Genomic DNA, 16,267 nt, shown 5'->3' with positions numbered 1-16,267 from the left:
GGCGTGCGGCTCGGCGTGCCGCCCTCAGCCGACCGGGATGCGGGCGGGCACGGGCACGAGGGCGTGTGTGATCGCGCTCGACAGCGTGAAGGCGCTGGAGTCGAGGTGGGAGGGGTGGCCGAGCCGGGTGGCCTCGTTGGCCCGCTGCTTGGCGCCGGAGGCCGGGCGGATGTCTCCGGAGAGGCTGATCTCGCCGAAGGCCGCGATCCCGGGGCGCAGCGGGGTGTAGGCGTGCGCCGAGGCGATGGCGACGGCGATGGCGAGGTCGGCGGCCGGCTCCATCAGCTTCACTCCGCCGACGGTCGAGACGTAGACGTCGCAGCGGCGCAGCGGGATGCCCGCCTGGCGCTCGAGCACCGCCAGGATCATCGCGACCCGCGACGCGTCGACACCGTTGGTGACGCGGCGCGGGTGGTCGCCGTCGTTCGCGATGACGAGGGCCTGGATCTCGACGGGCAGGGCGCGGCGCCCCTCCATCGCGACGGTGACGCAGATGCCCGGGGTGGGGAAGCGGGTGCGGCTGAGGAAGAGGCCGCTGGGGTCGGGGATCTCGGCGATGCCCTCGGCGGTCATCTCGAAGCAGCCGACCTCGTCGGTCGGGCCGAACCGGTTCTTGAGCGAGCGGACGAAGCGGAGCGCCGTCTGGCGGTCGCCCTCGAAGTGGCAGACGACGTCGACGAGGTGCTCGAGCAGGCGCGGGCCGGCGATCGAGCCGTCCTTGGTGACGTGGCCGACGAGGACGAGGGGGAGCGCGCGCTCCTTGCAGACCCGGATGAGCGTCGCCGCGACCTCGCGGACCTGGCTCGGACCGCCGGGCAGGCCGTCCACCGTGTCGCTCGCCACGGTCTGCACGGAGTCGACGATGAGGAGGTCCGGCCGGACCTCGTCGATCTGGCCGAGGACCGTGGCGAGGTCGGTCTCGGCGGCGAGGAAGAGGCTGTCGTGCATGGCGCCGGTGCGCTCGGCGCGCATCCGCACCTGGGCGGCGGACTCCTCCGCGCTGACGTAGAGCACGCGCTGACCCTCGGCTGCGGCGCGGGAGGCGACCTCGAGCAGCAGGGTCGACTTGCCGACGCCCGGCTCGCCGGAGAGGAGGACGACGGCGCCGTTGACGATGCCGCCGCCGAGCACGCGGTCGAGCTCGCCGACGCCCGTGGGCCGGTGCGCGGCGGAGGTGGTCTCGATCTGCGTGATCGGCTTCGCGAGCCGCGCCGCGGTGGGCGCGACGGCGGCCACCGCGCGGACCAGGCCGGTGCGCTCGGTGCTCTCGATCACGGAGCCCCACTGCTGGCACTCGCCGCAGCGGCCGACCCACTTCGCGGTCGTCCAGCCGCACTCGGAGCAGCGGTAGGCGGCGGTGCGCGTCTTCGAGGAGGCCATGGGGTCCTTCCGGGCCGGGGGGGAGTGCGGGGGGAGTGGAGCACCGGCGACACTACGGCCGGCCTCCGACATCGGAGCGTTCCTTCGAACGTGTCTTCGACGATAGCGGGTGCCGCCGACACCGCGACGCGCCGCGCCCGGACGGTGGAGAGTGCGTCCACCCGGCTCGCGGGGGAGGAGTCCTGCGGGTGCCCGAGCGGCGCGCGGGCGGTGTCGGTCGTCTGCGGAAGACTGAGCACATGTCCTCGACGGTGCACACCCTCAAGTCCGGCCGCGCGCTCGGAGTCACCTGGTCCGGCCCGGAGGACGCCGAGCACGTCGTCGTGCTCGCGCACCCGGCGCCCGGGGCCGCCGGCCTCGACCCGGACCCCGCGACGACCGCCCGGCACGGCGTGCGACTCCTCTCGTTCGACCGCCCCGGCTACGGCGCCTCGGCGCTGCTCACGGATCTCGATCCCGCCGGTGCCGGCGCCGGCGCGAGTCCGGAGCAGGCCGCCGCTGACATCGCCGAGTACCTCGCCACCGTGGGCATCGCCTCCGTCAGCGCGGCCGGCTGGTCGGCGGGCGGCCTCGTCGCCCTCGCCCTCTCGGCCAACTACCCGGGCCTCGTCGAGCGCGTCGCCGTGCTCGGCACGCCCGCGCCCGACGACGCCGTGCCATGGGTCGGCGAGCAGAACCGGGCCATGCTCGAGCAGCTGCGCGAGCTGCCGCTGGACGAGGCCGTCCGCTCCCTCGCGGCCGCGCTCGACACGGCGTTCGGTCCGTCGCCCAGCCCCGAGTCGCTGCTCGGCGTGCTCGGCGGGGACGCCGCCGACGCGGACGTGCTCGAGGCGCCCGGCGTCCGCGAGCGGATCCTGGCGATGCTCGAGCGCGCTGTCGCCCAGGGCAACCTCGGCCAGGCCGCGGACATCGTCGGCTACACCCTGCAGGAGTGGGGCTTCGCGGTCGAGACGGTCGACGCTCCGGCGCTCCTCCTCTACGGCGCGGACGACGCCGCCGTCGGCCGCCTGCACGGCGAGTGGTACGCCGCCCGCCTGCCGGACTCGCGCCTCGAGGTCGTGCCCGGTCGCGGCCACCTGCTCGCCGTCTCCGAGTGGGAACGCGTGCTCGCCTTCCTCCTGCCCGGGCCCGCCTGAGCCGCGGCTCTGCGGTCCGACCCGCGCCCGGTCGCGGTTCCCGCGCCGATTGGCGGGATTCCTGAGCCTCGCGTACACTCGTCCTCGGTACCGTGTCCGAGCGGCCGAAGGAGCATGTCTCGAAAACATGTGTGGGCTTGCGTCCACCGTGGGTTCAAATCCCACCGGTACCGCCAGTCAGAACCCCCGAGTCAGCGAGAGCCGACCGGGGGTTCTGTCGTTCCCGTGCCTTTCGCTGATGAGTCGCACAAAGACGAAGGGCGATTCCTCCCTGGGGCGCAGCCGGCCGTGTCGGCGGTCGAGCGGATGACGTCCTTGCCTGGGCTCTCGGTCGTCAACATGGCGAGAGCTGCCTCTCGCATGGTGAAGGACGCAGGTCTGGCAGATGACACCGACAGCGCGAGCAGCGATCAGGGGCCTGACGCACGGCGCGTTCGTGGGAGCGACGGGCGACAGACGTCGTCTGAGTGAGAGGAAGAAGGCGCTTGGTCACCCGACGCCGACCGTGGTCTCGTCGATCGAACGCTCGACGCAGAAATCGAAGAAGAGTCCGAGCGCTCCGGCACGGTAGAGGCGATCGCACGAAGCCGATCGTTTCGAGGTCCTCTCCCTCCGGTCGCGAGGATCGAGGGATACGAGCGCGTCGTTCCGGGCAGTGCCGAGAAGATCGTCGATGCGCATGTCGCGAACGAACACGCTCGCGCGGGAGCGCTGACTCGGCTCACCAGGGCGGAATCCTTCGGTGTGATCGTCGGAACCATCGGGGCGCAGCTTCTCGCCATCGGGGGCCTCGCAGCCGGCGTCGTGCTCATCGTTCAGGGCTTCCCGGCGGAGTCGTTGCTCGGCTTCGTGCCGGCGGTGATCAGTTCCGGTGCGCTCGTCGTCTCAGCAGTCAGGGGCAACAGGGTCGACTAGTTCTGTGAGCTGATCCCACCTGCGCCGCGGGGAGCCTGGTGCGCTGCTTCTCGCGACGACCGCCCTCGCTGCACACCGTGCATCGAACGACCATCACTGTGTGCGGGTCGTGGTTGCGTTGTCATGCTACGTTCCTCGGAATGATGTTGACGTGGACATCCGGGCGGCACCGGAGTCGCACGACGGTACGAGGAGGTACCCATGGAGACGGACAGGAGAGGGCTCTTCGCCCTCGCGGGCACGGCGGCGCTGTCGAGCGCGGTGGCAGCGGTCGCCGGATCGGGCGCCGCGCCCGCACACGCCGCGACCGGCACCGCGGTCGTCGACCCGGCGCAGCGCGGACCCGTGTGGGAGGGCTTCGGCACGGCGCTCTGCTGGTTCGCGCACCGGATCGGCGGCACCGCGACCGTGCGCGACACGTACGCCGATCTGCTCTTCGACCGCGACAAGGGTCTCGGGTTGAACATCGTCCGCTACAACATCGGCGGCGGCGAGAACCCGGCCTACCCCGGGCACATGGACCTGCGCGCCCGCATCCCCGGCTACCTCGCCTCCGCCTCGGCGGCGTACGACTGGTCGGCGGACGCGAATCAGCGCTGGTTCCTGCAGGCGGCGAAGTCGCGGATCCCGGCGAGCGAGTTCCTCGCCGAGTCGTTCGCGAACTCGCCGCCCTGGTGGATGACGATCTCGGGCAGCGTCACCGGGGGCAGGAACGCCGCCGAGAACCTGCGCACCGACAGCTACGGGGCCTTCGCCCGGTACCTCGTCACCGTCAACGAGCGCTTCCGCACCACGTGGGGCGTCCCGTTCCGCACGCTGTCGCCGGTGAACGAGCCGAGTGCGCCCTACTGGACCTTCGGCAACCGCCAGGAGGGCAACCGGATGTACCCGGCGAATCAGGCGATCATGCTCACGGCCCTGGCGGACGAGCTCGCCCGGCAGGGGTCGCCGACGCGGATCGCGGCATCGGACGAGACGAGCATCGACGTCGGCCGCGACACGGTGAACAGCTGGTCCTCGCAGACCCGGGGCCTCGTCGGCCAGTACAACGTGCACAGCTACGAGGGCTCCGACCGGACCGGCTTCAAGACTGCGGCGCGCGGCGTGCGGATCTGGGACTCCGAGCACGGCAACGGCGACGCGAGCGGCATGGCGCTCTCGCAGAACATCCTCTGGGACGTGAAGTGGCTGGGCGCGAGTGCGTTCGCCTACTGGCAGGCGGTCGACTCCGGCGGCTGGGGGATGCTCGACACCGACCTCAACAACGCGTCCGTCGACCTGTCGAAGTACACGCGCAACAAGAAGTTCTGGGCGATGGCGCAGTGGAGCCGGTACGTCCGCCGCGGCTACCGGGTCATCGGGGTGAGCGACAACGACACCGTCGCCTTCCACGACGAGGCCGGCCGGCGCGTCGTGCTCGTCACGGTCAACACCACCTCGACGCCGGCGACGGTCACCTACGACCTCACCCGCTTCGCTCCCGCCACCGCGACCGCCTCGGGGGTGCGCACGAGCGGCTCCCAGGACCTCGCGGCGCTGCCCTCGGCCGCGCTCGCCGGCAACCGGTTCACGGCATCCGCTCCCGCGATGTCGACCACCACGTGGGTCGTCCCTTCGATGACCCTCAACTAGAAGGAGAGTTTCAATGACGAAACGACGAGAACGGATCAGGCTGGCGCTCATGGCGCTCGCCACCGCCGCGCTGGTCGCGGTCTCGGGCCTGGCGCCCGCGACCGCGGCCCCGCAGACCGTCACCAACGGCACGCAGTTCCTCACCACCCAGGGCCAGCCGATCCACGGCCACGGCGCCGGGCTGCTCAAGGTGGGGCAGTACTACTACTGGGTCGGTCAGAGCACCGACGCGGACAACCGGTTCATCTCGGTCCCGCTTTACCGCTCGACGGACTTCAAGAACTGGGAGTTCCGCGGCGACATCCTCACCAAGAACTCGGCGCCGGAGCTGAACGTCTCCACGATCGAGCGGCCGAAGCTCGTCTACAATGCCGCCACCCAGAAGTACGTGCTCTGGATGCACTGGGAGAACGGGCAGAACTACTGGGAGGGCCGGACCGCGGTCGCCACGTCGAGCACGATCGACGGCTCCTACGCCTACCAGGGCAGCTTCCGGCCGCTCGGCTACGAGTCGCGCGACATGACGGTCTACCAGGACGACGACGGGTCGGCGTACCTCTTCTCGTCGACGGCCATCCCCACGACGAACGCGTCGACGGCGATCTTCAAGCTCAACGCGTCCTACACGAACGTCGAGTCGTTCCAGGGCCTGCACTGGGAGAACCAGTCCCGCGAAGCGCCGACGATCTTCAAGCGCAACGGCGTCTACTTCGCGCTCTCGTCCGGGACCACCGGCTGGAGCCCGAACCAGAACAAGTACTCCACGGCCACGAAGATCACCGGACCCTGGTCGACGCCGACCGACTTCGGCGGGCCGACCGGCAACCGCTCGCAGCCGACCTATGTGGCGACGATCAGCGGCACGGCCGGCACGTCCTACCTCTACATGGGCGACCGCTGGGCAGGCGCGAACAACGGCGCGGTGAACGACTCCAGCTACGTCTGGCAGCCGCTGCGGTTCCCGACGAACACCTCGGTCGCCATGCCCGAGGTGGACGGGGTCGTCATCGACACCGCGGCGGGAACGGTGAACGCCGCTCCGGCGCTGCCGCGGTCGACGATCAAGTCCGCGTCGAGCGGTCTCTGCGTGAACGTCGCCGACGACTCGACCACGACCGGCTCGAAGGTCGTCCAGTGGACCTGCGGCAACGGGTCGAACGCCGTGTTCGCCCGCGCCTCGGCCGGCGGCTACGTGCAGTTCCAGACGCAGCACAGCGGGCTCTGCCTCGCACAGTCCGGCACCTCGGGCTCCGGCGGTGCGCTGGTGCAGGCGCCCTGCACGTCCGGGCAGACGACGCAGTGGCAGGTGAGCGGTCAGACGATCGTCAACCGCGCGAGCGGCGCCTGCCTCGACGTGCCCGACGAGAGCACGACCGCGGGCCGGCAGCTCGGCACCTGGTCCTGCAACGGAGGCAACCACCAGAAGTGGAGCTTCGTCGCCTAGCTGAGGCGTGAGGGCCGCGCGGTGGGGGGAAACCGCCGCGCGACTCCACGCCTCGTGCGGGGGCGGGCGGGCCCATCGGGTCCGGCGCCCGCCGACCCCCGCCGTGGAACCCCCGGTCAGCGCGAGCCGACCGGGGGTTCCGTCGTGCCCGGACGCGCGATCGCTCTGCTGGGGGAGCCGCACGACAGTCCGCTTGTGGTCCCCACCCGAGCGCCCCGTTGCTCCAGATCGTGTCTGAATCTGGAGCAGATCTGGAGTTGGGCGATGTGCTCCGCAGGCGCGCGGCGGTCAGCGGGTGGCGGCGGTTCCGCTGTGCGTGCGGGTGGCGATCGCGTGGGACAGGAGGGTGGCGCCCACGCCGACGGCGACGCCGATCGCGGTCTCGAGGGCGCGGTCGCGCAGCAGGACGAACTCGTCGGTGTGGTGGGCGAGCTCGACCATCAGGATCGCGAGCGGGGTGATCAGGGCGAGGGTCAGGCCGTAGTTGCGGCCGACGACCAGCTCGGCGAGCATCTGCAGCAGCACGACGACGCCGATCGTGGCGAGCGGGGACAGCGGCAGCGCGAGCAGCGCCGCGGCGATCGCGACGCCGACGACGGTGCCGAGCATCCGGTGGCCCGCGCGGACGAGGCGGGCGGTCGCGTCGGCGCCCGAGACGGCGGCGACGGCCGAGACCATCGCCCAGTAGGGGTGGCCGAGGCCGGTCGCGGTGGGGATCGCGCCGGCGATCAGCACGACGGCGCCGAAGCGGACCATCCCGGCGCGGGTAGCGGGGCGGGCGGCGGCGGCGCGGAAGGAGGGGCGCCACGGCGTCGCGGGCAGCAGGCGGGCGCGCGGTGCGGCGATCCCGCTCACTCCGACGAGCAGCGAGAAGGCGGCGGAGGCGGCGGCGAGGGCGAACGCCTCCGGGATCCGCGTCGCCTCGACGGGCACCGAGGCGCAGGCGGTGACGGCGAACACCGGGAAGAGAGGACCGGGCGGGTGCCAGTGCAGGGCGTCGCTGAGGTAGGCGGCGCCGACGGCGGCGAGGGTCACCACCGGGATGATCAGCCAGTCGCGCTGCGGCGAGAGGGCGACGGCGGTGCCGATCGTCACCATCGCGACGAGGTAGGCGGCGGCCGAGGCCTGCATCAGCAGGCGCGGGCGGTGCGTGTGCCGGCGGCCGTAGAGCGCGGTGAAGGCGCCGAAGGTCGCGTAGAGCGCGAGGTCGGTCCGGCCGAACACCCAGAGCACCAGCAGTGGCACGGCCATCGAGACGCCGGCGCGCAGGGCGACGCGGTGGGCGCCGTCGTGCGGGCCGAAGGCGACCAGTTCGCGCGGGTGCGGCAGCGCGCTGCGGAGGGAGGGGGTGGCGGGCATCGGAGTCCTCGGGTCGGCGGGTGGATCCGAGCGGCACCGGCCGGAGAGGTCGTTCACGGGTGAACCAGTTATACTTTACTCGTGAATCATCTTGTGTCGAGCAGGTCTCCCGATGACGCCGCGGATGACGCCCCGGACGCCGTCGACGAGATCCGGGCGGGCTGGCACCGGCTGCGGCCCGAGCTGGACACGACGGCCGTCGACATCGCCGGGCGACTGATCCGGGCCTCCGCTCTGCTCGTGCGGGCGACGGAGGAACGGCTCGCGGCCTTCGAGCTGACCCGCGGTGAATTCGACGTGCTGACGACGCTGCGCCGGCTGGCCGCGCCGCAGTCGCCGACGACGCTGCGGACGATCGGCCTCGCCTCCGCTCCCGCCGTCACGAAGCGGCTGCACGCGCTCGAGCGCCGCAGGCTGGTGCTGCGGACCGCGAACCCGGCGGACGGGCGCGGCGCCCTGATCGCGCTGACCGACGAGGGGACCGCCCTGGTCGACGCGGCCTTCCCCGAGGTGCTCGACGTGGAGCGGGAGCTGCTGGCCGCGGTGCCCGAGTCGCTCCGGGAGGACGCCGCCCAGGGGCTGCGTGCGGTGCTCGCGAGCATCGAGGCGGCGCCGAAGCAGTGACCGCGCCATCGGGCCGCGGCTACCGTGGAGCCATGCGCCTCACGTCCAGCTTCACCGTGGACACGCGGCCGCCGGTGCTGCAGCTGGTCAAGACGGCGGCGGCGACCGTCGTCACCTGGATCATCGCGGCCCTGATCTTCCCGGGGACGCTGCCGGTCTTCGGCGCCATCGCGGCGCTGCTCGTGGTCGCCCCCAGCGTCAACCAGTCGTTCTCGAAGGCGCTCGAGCGCAGCGTCGGCGTGATCATCGGCGTCGTCGTCGGCTCGCTGATCGGCACGCTCTTCGGTGACGAGAGCGTGATCGTCCTCGGCGCGATCGTCGCCGCGATCGCGGTGGGCTGGGCGGTGCGGCTGACGCCCGCCTCCGCCGTGCAGATCCCGATCAGCGCGATGCTCGTGCTCTCGGTCGGCTCGGTCACGCCGAACTACGCCGTCGACCGCATCCTGGAGACGCTGATCGGCGCGGCCGTCGGGATCGTCGTCAACGCGCTGATCGTCCCGCCGATCACGCTCGCGCCGGCGGAGCGGGCCGTCGGCGACCTCACCGCGCAGCTCGCCGCGGCTCTGGACGACCTGGGGGACGTGCTCGAGACGAAGGTCGGCCGGGAGCGGCTCAGCGAGCTGCTGATCAACGCGCGGCTGCTGCAGACCATGCAGACCAAGGCGGAGGAGGCTATTGCCACGGGGGAGGAGTCGCTGCGGCTGAATCCGCGCCGCTCCGCGCACCGCGACCGGCTGCTGGCGCTGGACTCCGTCACACCACGGTTGGCCCGCATCGTCACGCGGGTGCGCGGGATGACCCGCACGGTGCACGACCTCTACGACCAGGAGCTGGTGGGGGAGCCGACGATCGGCGACATCGCGGTGCAGCTGCACCGGGCGGCGCACGACCTGCGGCTGCTCGTGCAGTCCTCGGTCGCGGTGCCCGAGCCGGAGCCGATCACCGACGAGCTGCCGGCGCTCACCGCCCCGCTGGTGATCGTGACGCCGCACCCGGAGCACTGGATCCTGCTGGGGGCGCTCGCCGAGGACCTGCGGCGCATCCGCGAGGAGATCGTGGGCGAGGAGTCCTGAGCGGGCCGCGCTGTCAGCGCGCGGCGGCGGGGGCGTCGAAGAGGTCGGGGCCGGAATCGCCGTCGCCCGCGTCGGTGTCGGACTCCTGCAGGGCGGCCGGGTCGGTCGCCTCGGCGTGCTGGGTCTTGCCCTCGGCGATGAGGGAGTCGTCGTCGACGAGGATGCCGGCGAGCTCGGTCACCCTTCCCCGGATCGCGCCGAGCGGGTCCTCGATCGGGGCGTCCTCCTGCGAGCGGTCGACCTCGTCGTCCGGGAAGCGGCGCAGCTCGGCCTCGTCGCGGTCGGGCTGCGGGGCGCGGGCGTGCTCGACGCAGAGCCGGGCGACCTCCTCCGCGTGGGCGTGCATCACGGAGTGCGAGGCGTCCGGGATCTCCCACGCGCGGGCATGCGGGATCGACTCGGCGACCTCCTCGGCCCACTCCCTCGGCACGAGGCGGTCGAACTCGCCGCGGATGACCAGCGTGGAGGCGCGGATCCTCGGCAGCACGTCCTCGATCCGGTACTGCATCATCTCGGGCAGCACCCGCGAGAACCAGCGCGGGCCGCAGAGCAGGTAGGCCGCGGCGGCGAGGACGGCGACCTGCACCGGCTCGCGGACGCTCGACTGGGCGAAGCGCCAGGCGGCGACGGGGATGCGGCGCTCGTGCGGGTTCATCACCGGACCGAGGAGCACGATCGTGGTGAGCTCGGGGCGGCGCGCGGCCAGCTCGGCGACGACCTGCGTGCCCATCGAGTGGCCGAGGACGACCGGGTCGTCGAGGCCGAGGTCGTCGATGACGGCGCCGACCAGCTCGGCGTAGTCGCCGATCGTCATGTGCCGGGCGTTCGGCGGGTGCGGGACGCCGCCGAAGCCGGGCAGGTCGAGGGCGTGCACGGGGCCGAACTCGTTGAGCGCCGGGGCGAGCCGCTCGAAGTAGGTGGCGGCGACGCCGATGCCCGGGACGAGGACGAACGTGCGCTCGCCAGTGTGGCCGACGGTGTTGACGCGGGCGTAGACGTCGCGGCGGGGCACGCGAAGGACGGAGACGTCGGTGTTCTTGTAGCGGCGGCGCGGGTCGCGCCGGCGGGAGCGCGTGGTGGAGAAGACGTCGCGCAGGCCGTGGCGGACGCTCGAGGCGAGGGCGCGCAGGGGGCGGCCGGGGTAGGGCACGGGCGCCTCCTCGGGTGTCGCGGCGCAGCGGCCTGGCGGGAACGGGTCGGGGGAGAGCCTAGGCGCTGGCCGATCCGCTCAGATCAGCATGTCCTCGGAGCGGTGGAGGATCAGCCGAGCGGGCCCGATGTGGAGGAGGCCGTTGGTGAGCGGAGCGCAGCGGACGCCGCCGCGGCGCCGCATCGCCTTGAACGCTCCGGGCGCGAGCGAGACGTCCATCCAGGCGCAGGGGTTGGCCGGGCGGCCACCCTGGAACTCGATCCGCTCGCCGCCCTGCTCCACCGCGAAGGTGCGGCCGGCGAGCGCGTCGATGTCGGCGCCGCGCACGATGATGTTGCGGCGGGTGTCGGCGGGGTCGAACGCGGCACGGCCGAGCTCCGCCGCGACGTGCTCGAGCGACTCGATCGCGAAGAGGGTGACCGCGGCGGTGCGGTGCGCGCGCTGGGCGAAGTAGCGGTCACCGACGATGCCGAGTCCCGCGCGGATCTCGATCCGCTCGGGCTGCTCGTTGCCCTCGGAGGGGATCGGGCCGTCCGCCGGCCGCCCCTCGAACCGGTGCAGCGGCGAGACGACGAAGCGCACGAGCTCGATCGCGGCGGCCTCCATGACTGCCACGGTACGCGGGCCCGGGCGGGCGCCCGCTCGATTCGCGGAGGGGCTCCCCGATGTGTATAGTCGTACCTCGTTGCGTGCGCCCCCCAAGGCCACGCGATGGACTGCGCCCGTAGCTCAACGGATAGAGCATCTGACTACGGATCAGAAGGTTGGGGGTTCGAATCCCTCCGGGCGCACTCTGGTTGAGACAGAACAGGACGGCCCGCTTCGGCGGGCCGTTCTTGGTTTAACGCCTGGTTCAAAGTGCAGCCTCCGCATCTTCGGACTGAGGTCGTTCGTCCGCTCGCAGACGGCCGAGTTCCGCCTCCGCCTCTGACCAGGGGATGTCGTCGCCGTCCTCCGCCAGCGCCGCGTCGAAGGCTTTCACATCTTCTGCGTCCTCGAGAGCGTCCCTCATTCACTCGTACTGCTCGGGGCTGATGGGCACGGCTTCCGGACGTCCTCGGCGCACGAGGACGACAGTCTCGGTGCGTGAGCGGATGATCGGTTCGGAGAAGTTCGCGCACGCGTCGGTGACGCTGATGGTCGACATGCTTCGAGCGTACGTTCGTCCGTCGGGGCGTCCGCGGTTCGGCGCCGAGGGGCGTGCAGTCCGACGTCCGGGGTCTGCTCGCGGGACATCGCGCGCCAGCGCGGGGGAGGGGCGGCGGCGGCGCGAGGGGGAGGGCTAGCGTCGTCGGGGCAGGATCTTGCGCAACTCGTGGACCGGTCTCGAGCGGCCGACGGTTGCGGCGGGGCGAGCGGCCCTGCATACTCAAAACCACACGACGCAAGGTTTTGGGCGCTGCTCGGCTCTGCACACTCGATGACGAGAGGGAACGATCATGACGACGTCCAGCGGATCCGCGGCGGGGATGCCCTCGGGCATGACCACCGCGACGGCGACGGTGCGGGGGCATCACGCGTTCTCCGAGCCGACCGAGCCGGCGACGAGGGGCTACGTCTTCTGGCTGCTCGCGGCGCAGCTGATCTTCTTCATCGCGCTGCTGGGTCCGGCCGTCGTCGGCATCGGCCTGAAGATCCAGGCGCTCGTGGAGTCGGGCGAGATCGCGCAGGACGGCGCGACCGGTGCCGCGGCGGTGCTCGGCGGCTTCGGTGCCCTCTTCGCCACGATCGCGAACGTCGTCGTCGGCCGGCTCTCCGACCGCACCACGAGCCGCTTCGGCCGCCGCCGGATCTGGATCGTCACCGGCACGGTGCTGATGACGGTCGCCTTCGCGATCATGGCGCTCGCCCCCACCCTGCTCGTCGCCACCGTCGGCTGGTCGCTCGCCCAGCTCGGCGCGAACATGACGCTCGCGCCCTTCACCGCGACGCTCGCCGACCAGGTGCCCAAGTTCCAGCGCGGCAAGATCACCGCGGCGCTCGGGATCGCGCAGAACGTCGGCATCCTCGGCGGCACGTACGTCGCCCAGGCGTTCGCCGGTCAGCTGGTCGTGATGTTCGTCGCCCCGTCGATCCTGGCGATCGTCGCGATGGTCGTCTTCGCGGTCGTCCTGCCCGACAAGCGCCTGCCCCAGGCGCCGCCGCGCGCGACGCTGCGCGACTGGGCCGAGACCTTCTGGGTCAGCCCGGTGAAGAACCCCGATTACGCGCTGGCCTGGTGGTCGCGCTTCCTGATCATCTTCGCGAGCTTCGGCTTCACCACCTTCCGCTTCTTCTACCTCCTCAACCACATCGGCGTCGAGGAGGGCAGCATCCCGGCCGTCATCACCACCAGCGTGCTGATCTACACGGTGACGCTGGTCGGCGCGAGCTACTTCGCCGGTTGGCTGTCGGACCGGATCGGCCGCCGCAAGGTGTTCGTCTGGAGCTCCACCGCGCTCTTCGCGGTCGGCACCTTCGCGCTGATCTTCGTGCAGGACATCGGCGCCTTCTACGTCCTCGAGGCGGTCCTCGGCCTCGCCTACGGCATCTACGTCGGCGTCGACCTCGCGCTCGTCGTCGACGTGCTGCCGAACCCCGACGACTCGGGCAAGGACCTCGGCGTCTTCAACATCGCCAACGCGCTGCCGCAGACGCTCGCCCCGCTGGTCGGCGGCATCCTCGTCTACGTGAGCGACCCGACCGGCAACAACTACGGCCTGTGGTTCACGGTCTGCGCACTGGCCGCGGTGGTCGGCGCACTCGTCATCCTCCCCATCAAGAAAGTCCGATAGGCCTTTCTCGGACGTCCATAGGACAGGCTGGTCGGAGACGACAGTCCTGCCCGCACCACCATCACCAGTGAAAGCGACATCGATCATGACTCTGCCCCTGGCCTCCATCCAGCTCTACACGCTGGCCAAGGAGTTCTCCGAGGACCCGAACGGCTCGCTCGAGAAGCTCGCGGCGATCGGCCTGAAGAACGTCGAGGCGTTCGACTTCGTCCGCCGCCCCGCCGAGATCCGCGCCGCGCTCGACGCGAGCGGTCTCGCCTCGCCGACCGGCCACGCTCCGCTGCTCTCCGACGAGCTGTGGACGCCGGACGGCTCCATCCCCACGCCCGCCCCCGAGGTCGTCTTCGAGGCGGCCGCGCAGATCGGCATCCAGACCGTCATCGACCCGTTCGTCTCGGCCGAGCGCTGGCTGACCGAGGACGGCGTCGCGGACATCGCCGACCGCCTGAACAAGGCCGCGGAGGTCGCCGCGACCTTCGGCCTCAAGGTCGGCTACCACAACCACGCGCAGGAGTTCATCGCCTCCTTCGACGGCCGGACCGCCTACGAGCGCTTCGTGGCGACCACCGACGAGCGCGTCGAGATCGAGCTCGACCTGTTCTGGGCGCTGACCGGCGGCCAGGACGGCCCCGCGCTGGTGTCGAAGCTGGGCTCGCGCCTGGTCGCGGTGCACGTCAAGGACGGCATCGCGCCCGCCGAGAACCCGTTCGCCCCCGGCGCCGCGGCCTTCGGCTCGGACACCCTCGACCAGCGCCGCCCGGGCGAGGGCGACGTGCCGCTCGTCGAGGCGCTCGAGGCCGGCGAGGGTGCCATCAAGTACGCCGTCATCGAGTACGACAACGCCCCCGGCGACGTCTTCGCGGACATCCAGGCCAGCTACGACTTCCTCGTGAAGGGCGGGTACGCGGCATGAGCGGCCCCGTCGGGATCGGCGTCATCGGCGTCGGCGTCATCAGCGACACCTACCTCGAGAACCTCGCGTCCTTCCCGGACGTCGAGGTCCTGATCGTCGGCGACCTGCTGCTCGACCGGGCGAAGAGCCAGGCCGAGAAGCACGGCGTCCCCGCCTGGGGCTCGGCCGAGGACGTGCTCGCGCACGCCGGTGTGCAGGTCGTCGTCAACCTGACGATCCCCGCCGCGCACGTCGAGGTCTCGGCCGCGGCGATCGCCGCGGGCAAGCACGTCTGGAGCGAGAAGCCGCTGGGCCTCGATCGCGCCGGCACCGCGCAGCTGCTGCAGGACGCCGCCGCCAAGGGGCTGCGCGTCGGCTCGGCGCCGGACACGCTGCTCGGCCCGGGCTTCCAGACCGCGAAGCGCGCGATCGCGGACGGCGTGATCGGCGAGCCGATGTTCGCGTCCACGGTCTTCCAGACGGTCGGACCGGACCTCTGGCACCCGAGCCCGGCGTTCCTCTTCGCGGAGGGCGCGGGCCCGCTGCTGGACATGGGTCCGTACTACTTCACCGGGCTCGTCAGCCTGTTCGGACCCGTCGCGCGGGTCGCCGCGCTCGGGCGCAAGAAGCTCGAGGAGCGGGTCATCCGCTCCGGACCCGACGCGGGGACGACGTTCCCGGTCGAGGTGCCGACCTCGCTGCAGGTGCTGACCTCGTTCGCGGCCGGGCCGCAGGCGTCGAGCCTGCTCAGCTTCGACTCCGCGCTCGAGCGCCACGGCGTCTTCGAGATCCACGGCACGGAGGGGTCGATCGTGATCCCGGACCCGAACCAGTTCGAGGGGCGCACCGCGTATGTGAAGGCCCGCACCTCGATCGCCGACGGCCAGTGGGGCGAGCAGGAGTGGACCGAGATCGAGCAGAAGGGCACGGTCGTCGGCCGCGGCCTCGGACTGCTCGACATGGTCCGCGCGATCGCCGAGGACCGTCCGCACGTCGCCACCGGCGAGCTCGGCTTCCACGTGCTCGACGTCATGCTGTCGGCGCAGGAGTCGGCCGAGAGCGGCGAGTTCGTCGCGATCGACAGCTCGCTGTCCGCACCGGTGCCCGCGGTGCCGGTGGACTTCGACCCGTTCGCGCAGACGCTCTGACGCGCTGACGGCGTCGCCGTGGCCCCCGCTCTCCGCGCGCGGAGGGCGGGGGCCACGTCGTGGGCGGAGGGGGGAGTCTGCAGACCCGGCCCTCTGACGGGGATTGGTCTCGATACGCCGCTGCGCGGCTGCTCGACCAGCATGCAGGGCGTGGCTGCTCGACCGGCGTGCAGGGGCGTCAGGGGGACGGGGTCGTCAGCTCGCGGCGGAGGCGGGCGAGGGTGTCGCGGAGGCGGGTCTTGACGGTGCCGATGGGGAGGTCGAGCTCGGCGGCGATCTCGGAGTGGGACAGGCCGCGGACGTAGGCGAGGAAGAGCAGGTCGCGGTGCTTCGGGGCGAGGCGGCGGATCTCGACGGCGGCGCGGCCGAACTCGCCGACGATCTCGCCACGGGTCTCCGCCTCGTCGATCTCGCGGAGGTAGCTGTGGATCGCGTAGCGGTGGTCGCGCTCGCGGGACGACTGCGCGGCGCGGACGCGGTCGATGGCGCGTCGGCGGGCGATCACGGCGACGAGGTGCTGCTGCTCCTCGAGGACCGCGTGCCGGGCCGCCGAGCGCCAGAGCTCGAAGTAGGTCTCCTGCGCGACCTCCTCGGCCTGCGCGTGGTCCTGCAGGATGCCGACGGTGATCGAGCGGACGCGGCGCACAGTGCGCTCGTAGAGCCGGCGGAACGCGGCGTGGTCGCCGTCGGCGAGGGGCGGGACGACGTCGTCCTGCGCGGACGGGGCGTCGGCGGTCACC

The 16,267-nt window shown here is 71.9% G+C and carries 16 protein-coding genes and 2 tRNA genes; 11 read left to right on the top strand and 7 right to left on the bottom strand.

The genetic code is table 11. The annotated features are described in order from the left end of the window. Window positions 1–24: 24 nt before the first annotated feature. Window positions 25–1,380 (bottom strand): DNA repair protein RadA, encoded by a 1,356-nt coding sequence (gene radA / locus GTU73_RS17140; protein ID WP_123705510.1) that lies wholly within the window; start codon window positions 1,378–1,380, stop codon window positions 25–27. A gap of 239 nt (window positions 1,381–1,619) precedes the next feature. On the opposite strand from radA, the gene GTU73_RS17135 reads away from it, so the two are divergent. After that, a complete protein-coding gene (locus GTU73_RS17135) occupies window positions 1,620–2,516 on the top strand; it encodes an alpha/beta hydrolase (protein ID WP_160090846.1) in 897 nt (298 codons plus the stop codon). Between the two features lie 86 nt (window positions 2,517–2,602). After that, window positions 2,603–2,692, top strand: a tRNA-Ser gene (locus GTU73_RS17130). Between the two features lie 313 nt (window positions 2,693–3,005). Here the strand turns inward: GTU73_RS17130 and GTU73_RS17125 are convergent. Continuing rightward, window positions 3,006–3,197 (bottom strand): hypothetical protein, encoded by a 192-nt coding sequence (locus tag GTU73_RS17125; protein ID WP_160090845.1) that lies wholly within the window; start codon window positions 3,195–3,197, stop codon window positions 3,006–3,008. 63 nt (window positions 3,198–3,260) lie between these two features. Here GTU73_RS17125 and GTU73_RS17120 point away from each other — a divergent pair, with 63 nt between their 5' ends. The 3 genes from GTU73_RS17120 to GTU73_RS17110 all read left to right on the top strand — a co-directional run bounded on the left by GTU73_RS17120 (window position 3,261) and on the right by GTU73_RS17110 (window position 6,507). After that, complete coding sequence (locus GTU73_RS17120) at window positions 3,261–3,431, top strand: hypothetical protein (protein WP_160090844.1); 171 nt, start codon at window positions 3,261–3,263, stop codon at window positions 3,429–3,431. Between the two features lie 201 nt (window positions 3,432–3,632). Further along, the gene (locus GTU73_RS17115; RefSeq protein ID WP_160090843.1) at window positions 3,633–5,063 is read left to right on the top strand and encodes a glycoside hydrolase; all 1,431 of its coding nucleotides are present in this window, start codon (window positions 3,633–3,635) and stop codon (window positions 5,061–5,063) included. Window positions 5,064–5,076: 13 nt separating this feature from the next. Next, entirely contained in the window at window positions 5,077–6,507 is a 1,431-nt protein-coding gene (locus GTU73_RS17110) for an RICIN domain-containing protein (protein WP_208543690.1), read from the top strand. A gap of 288 nt (window positions 6,508–6,795) precedes the next feature. On the opposite strand, the gene GTU73_RS17105 is transcribed toward GTU73_RS17110, so the two are convergent. Continuing rightward, window positions 6,796–7,866: an FUSC family protein gene (locus GTU73_RS17105; RefSeq protein ID WP_160090842.1), complete on the bottom strand. Its 1,071-nt coding sequence runs from the start codon at window positions 7,864–7,866 to the stop codon at window positions 6,796–6,798. An 81-nt stretch (window positions 7,867–7,947) separates the two neighbouring features. Between GTU73_RS17105 and GTU73_RS17100 the strand changes: the two genes are divergently transcribed. Both GTU73_RS17100 and GTU73_RS17095 read left to right on the top strand, forming a co-directional pair. Next, window positions 7,948–8,490: a MarR family transcriptional regulator gene (locus tag GTU73_RS17100; protein ID WP_160090841.1), complete on the top strand. Its 543-nt coding sequence runs from the start codon at window positions 7,948–7,950 to the stop codon at window positions 8,488–8,490. A 32-nt stretch (window positions 8,491–8,522) separates the two neighbouring features. Further along, a complete protein-coding gene (locus GTU73_RS17095; protein ID WP_160090840.1) occupies window positions 8,523–9,563 on the top strand; it encodes an FUSC family protein in 1,041 nt (346 codons plus the stop codon). Window positions 9,564–9,576: 13 nt separating this feature from the next. Here the strand turns inward: GTU73_RS17095 and GTU73_RS17090 are convergent, their stop codons facing one another. Further along, the gene (locus GTU73_RS17090) at window positions 9,577–10,713 is read right to left on the bottom strand and encodes an alpha/beta hydrolase (RefSeq protein WP_160090839.1); all 1,137 of its coding nucleotides are present in this window, start codon (window positions 10,711–10,713) and stop codon (window positions 9,577–9,579) included. A gap of 78 nt (window positions 10,714–10,791) precedes the next feature. Beyond that, complete coding sequence (locus tag GTU73_RS17085; protein ID WP_123446774.1) at window positions 10,792–11,319, bottom strand: MOSC domain-containing protein; 528 nt, start codon at window positions 11,317–11,319, stop codon at window positions 10,792–10,794. Window positions 11,320–11,431: 112 nt separating this feature from the next. On the opposite strand from GTU73_RS17085, the gene GTU73_RS17080 reads away from it, so the two are divergent. Continuing rightward, window positions 11,432–11,504 (top strand) — tRNA-Arg (locus tag GTU73_RS17080). A 221-nt stretch (window positions 11,505–11,725) separates the two neighbouring features. On the opposite strand, the gene GTU73_RS19425 is transcribed toward GTU73_RS17080, so the two are convergent. Beyond that, the gene (locus GTU73_RS19425) at window positions 11,726–11,860 is read right to left on the bottom strand and encodes a type II toxin-antitoxin system Phd/YefM family antitoxin (RefSeq protein ID WP_244231683.1); all 135 of its coding nucleotides are present in this window, start codon (window positions 11,858–11,860) and stop codon (window positions 11,726–11,728) included. Window positions 11,861–12,152: 292 nt separating this feature from the next. Between GTU73_RS19425 and GTU73_RS17070 the strand changes: the two genes are divergently transcribed. From GTU73_RS17070 to GTU73_RS17060, 3 genes are all read left to right on the top strand, one after another. Further along, entirely contained in the window at window positions 12,153–13,487 is a 1,335-nt protein-coding gene (locus GTU73_RS17070) for an MFS transporter (protein ID WP_208543689.1), read from the top strand. A gap of 85 nt (window positions 13,488–13,572) precedes the next feature. Beyond that, entirely contained in the window at window positions 13,573–14,400 is an 828-nt protein-coding gene (locus GTU73_RS17065; protein ID WP_160090838.1) for a sugar phosphate isomerase/epimerase, read from the top strand. Next, a complete protein-coding gene (locus GTU73_RS17060) occupies window positions 14,397–15,527 on the top strand; it encodes a Gfo/Idh/MocA family oxidoreductase (RefSeq protein WP_160090837.1) in 1,131 nt (376 codons plus the stop codon). Before GTU73_RS17065 ends, GTU73_RS17060 begins: the two co-directional genes overlap by 4 nt. Window positions 15,528–15,705: 178 nt before the next feature. Here GTU73_RS17060 and GTU73_RS17055 read toward each other — a convergent pair whose 3' ends face one another. Next, complete coding sequence (locus GTU73_RS17055) at window positions 15,706–16,266, bottom strand: sigma-70 family RNA polymerase sigma factor (protein WP_160090836.1); 561 nt, start codon at window positions 16,264–16,266, stop codon at window positions 15,706–15,708. Between the last annotated feature and the right edge of the window lies 1 nt (window position 16,267).

The organism is Rathayibacter sp. VKM Ac-2804, from assembly GCF_009866655.1.
In the GTDB taxonomy this organism is placed as follows: domain Bacteria; phylum Actinomycetota; class Actinomycetes; order Actinomycetales; family Microbacteriaceae; genus Rathayibacter.
The sequence above is the reverse complement of the archived record's forward strand: the minus strand, read 5'-3'. Positions and strand labels throughout refer to the sequence as shown.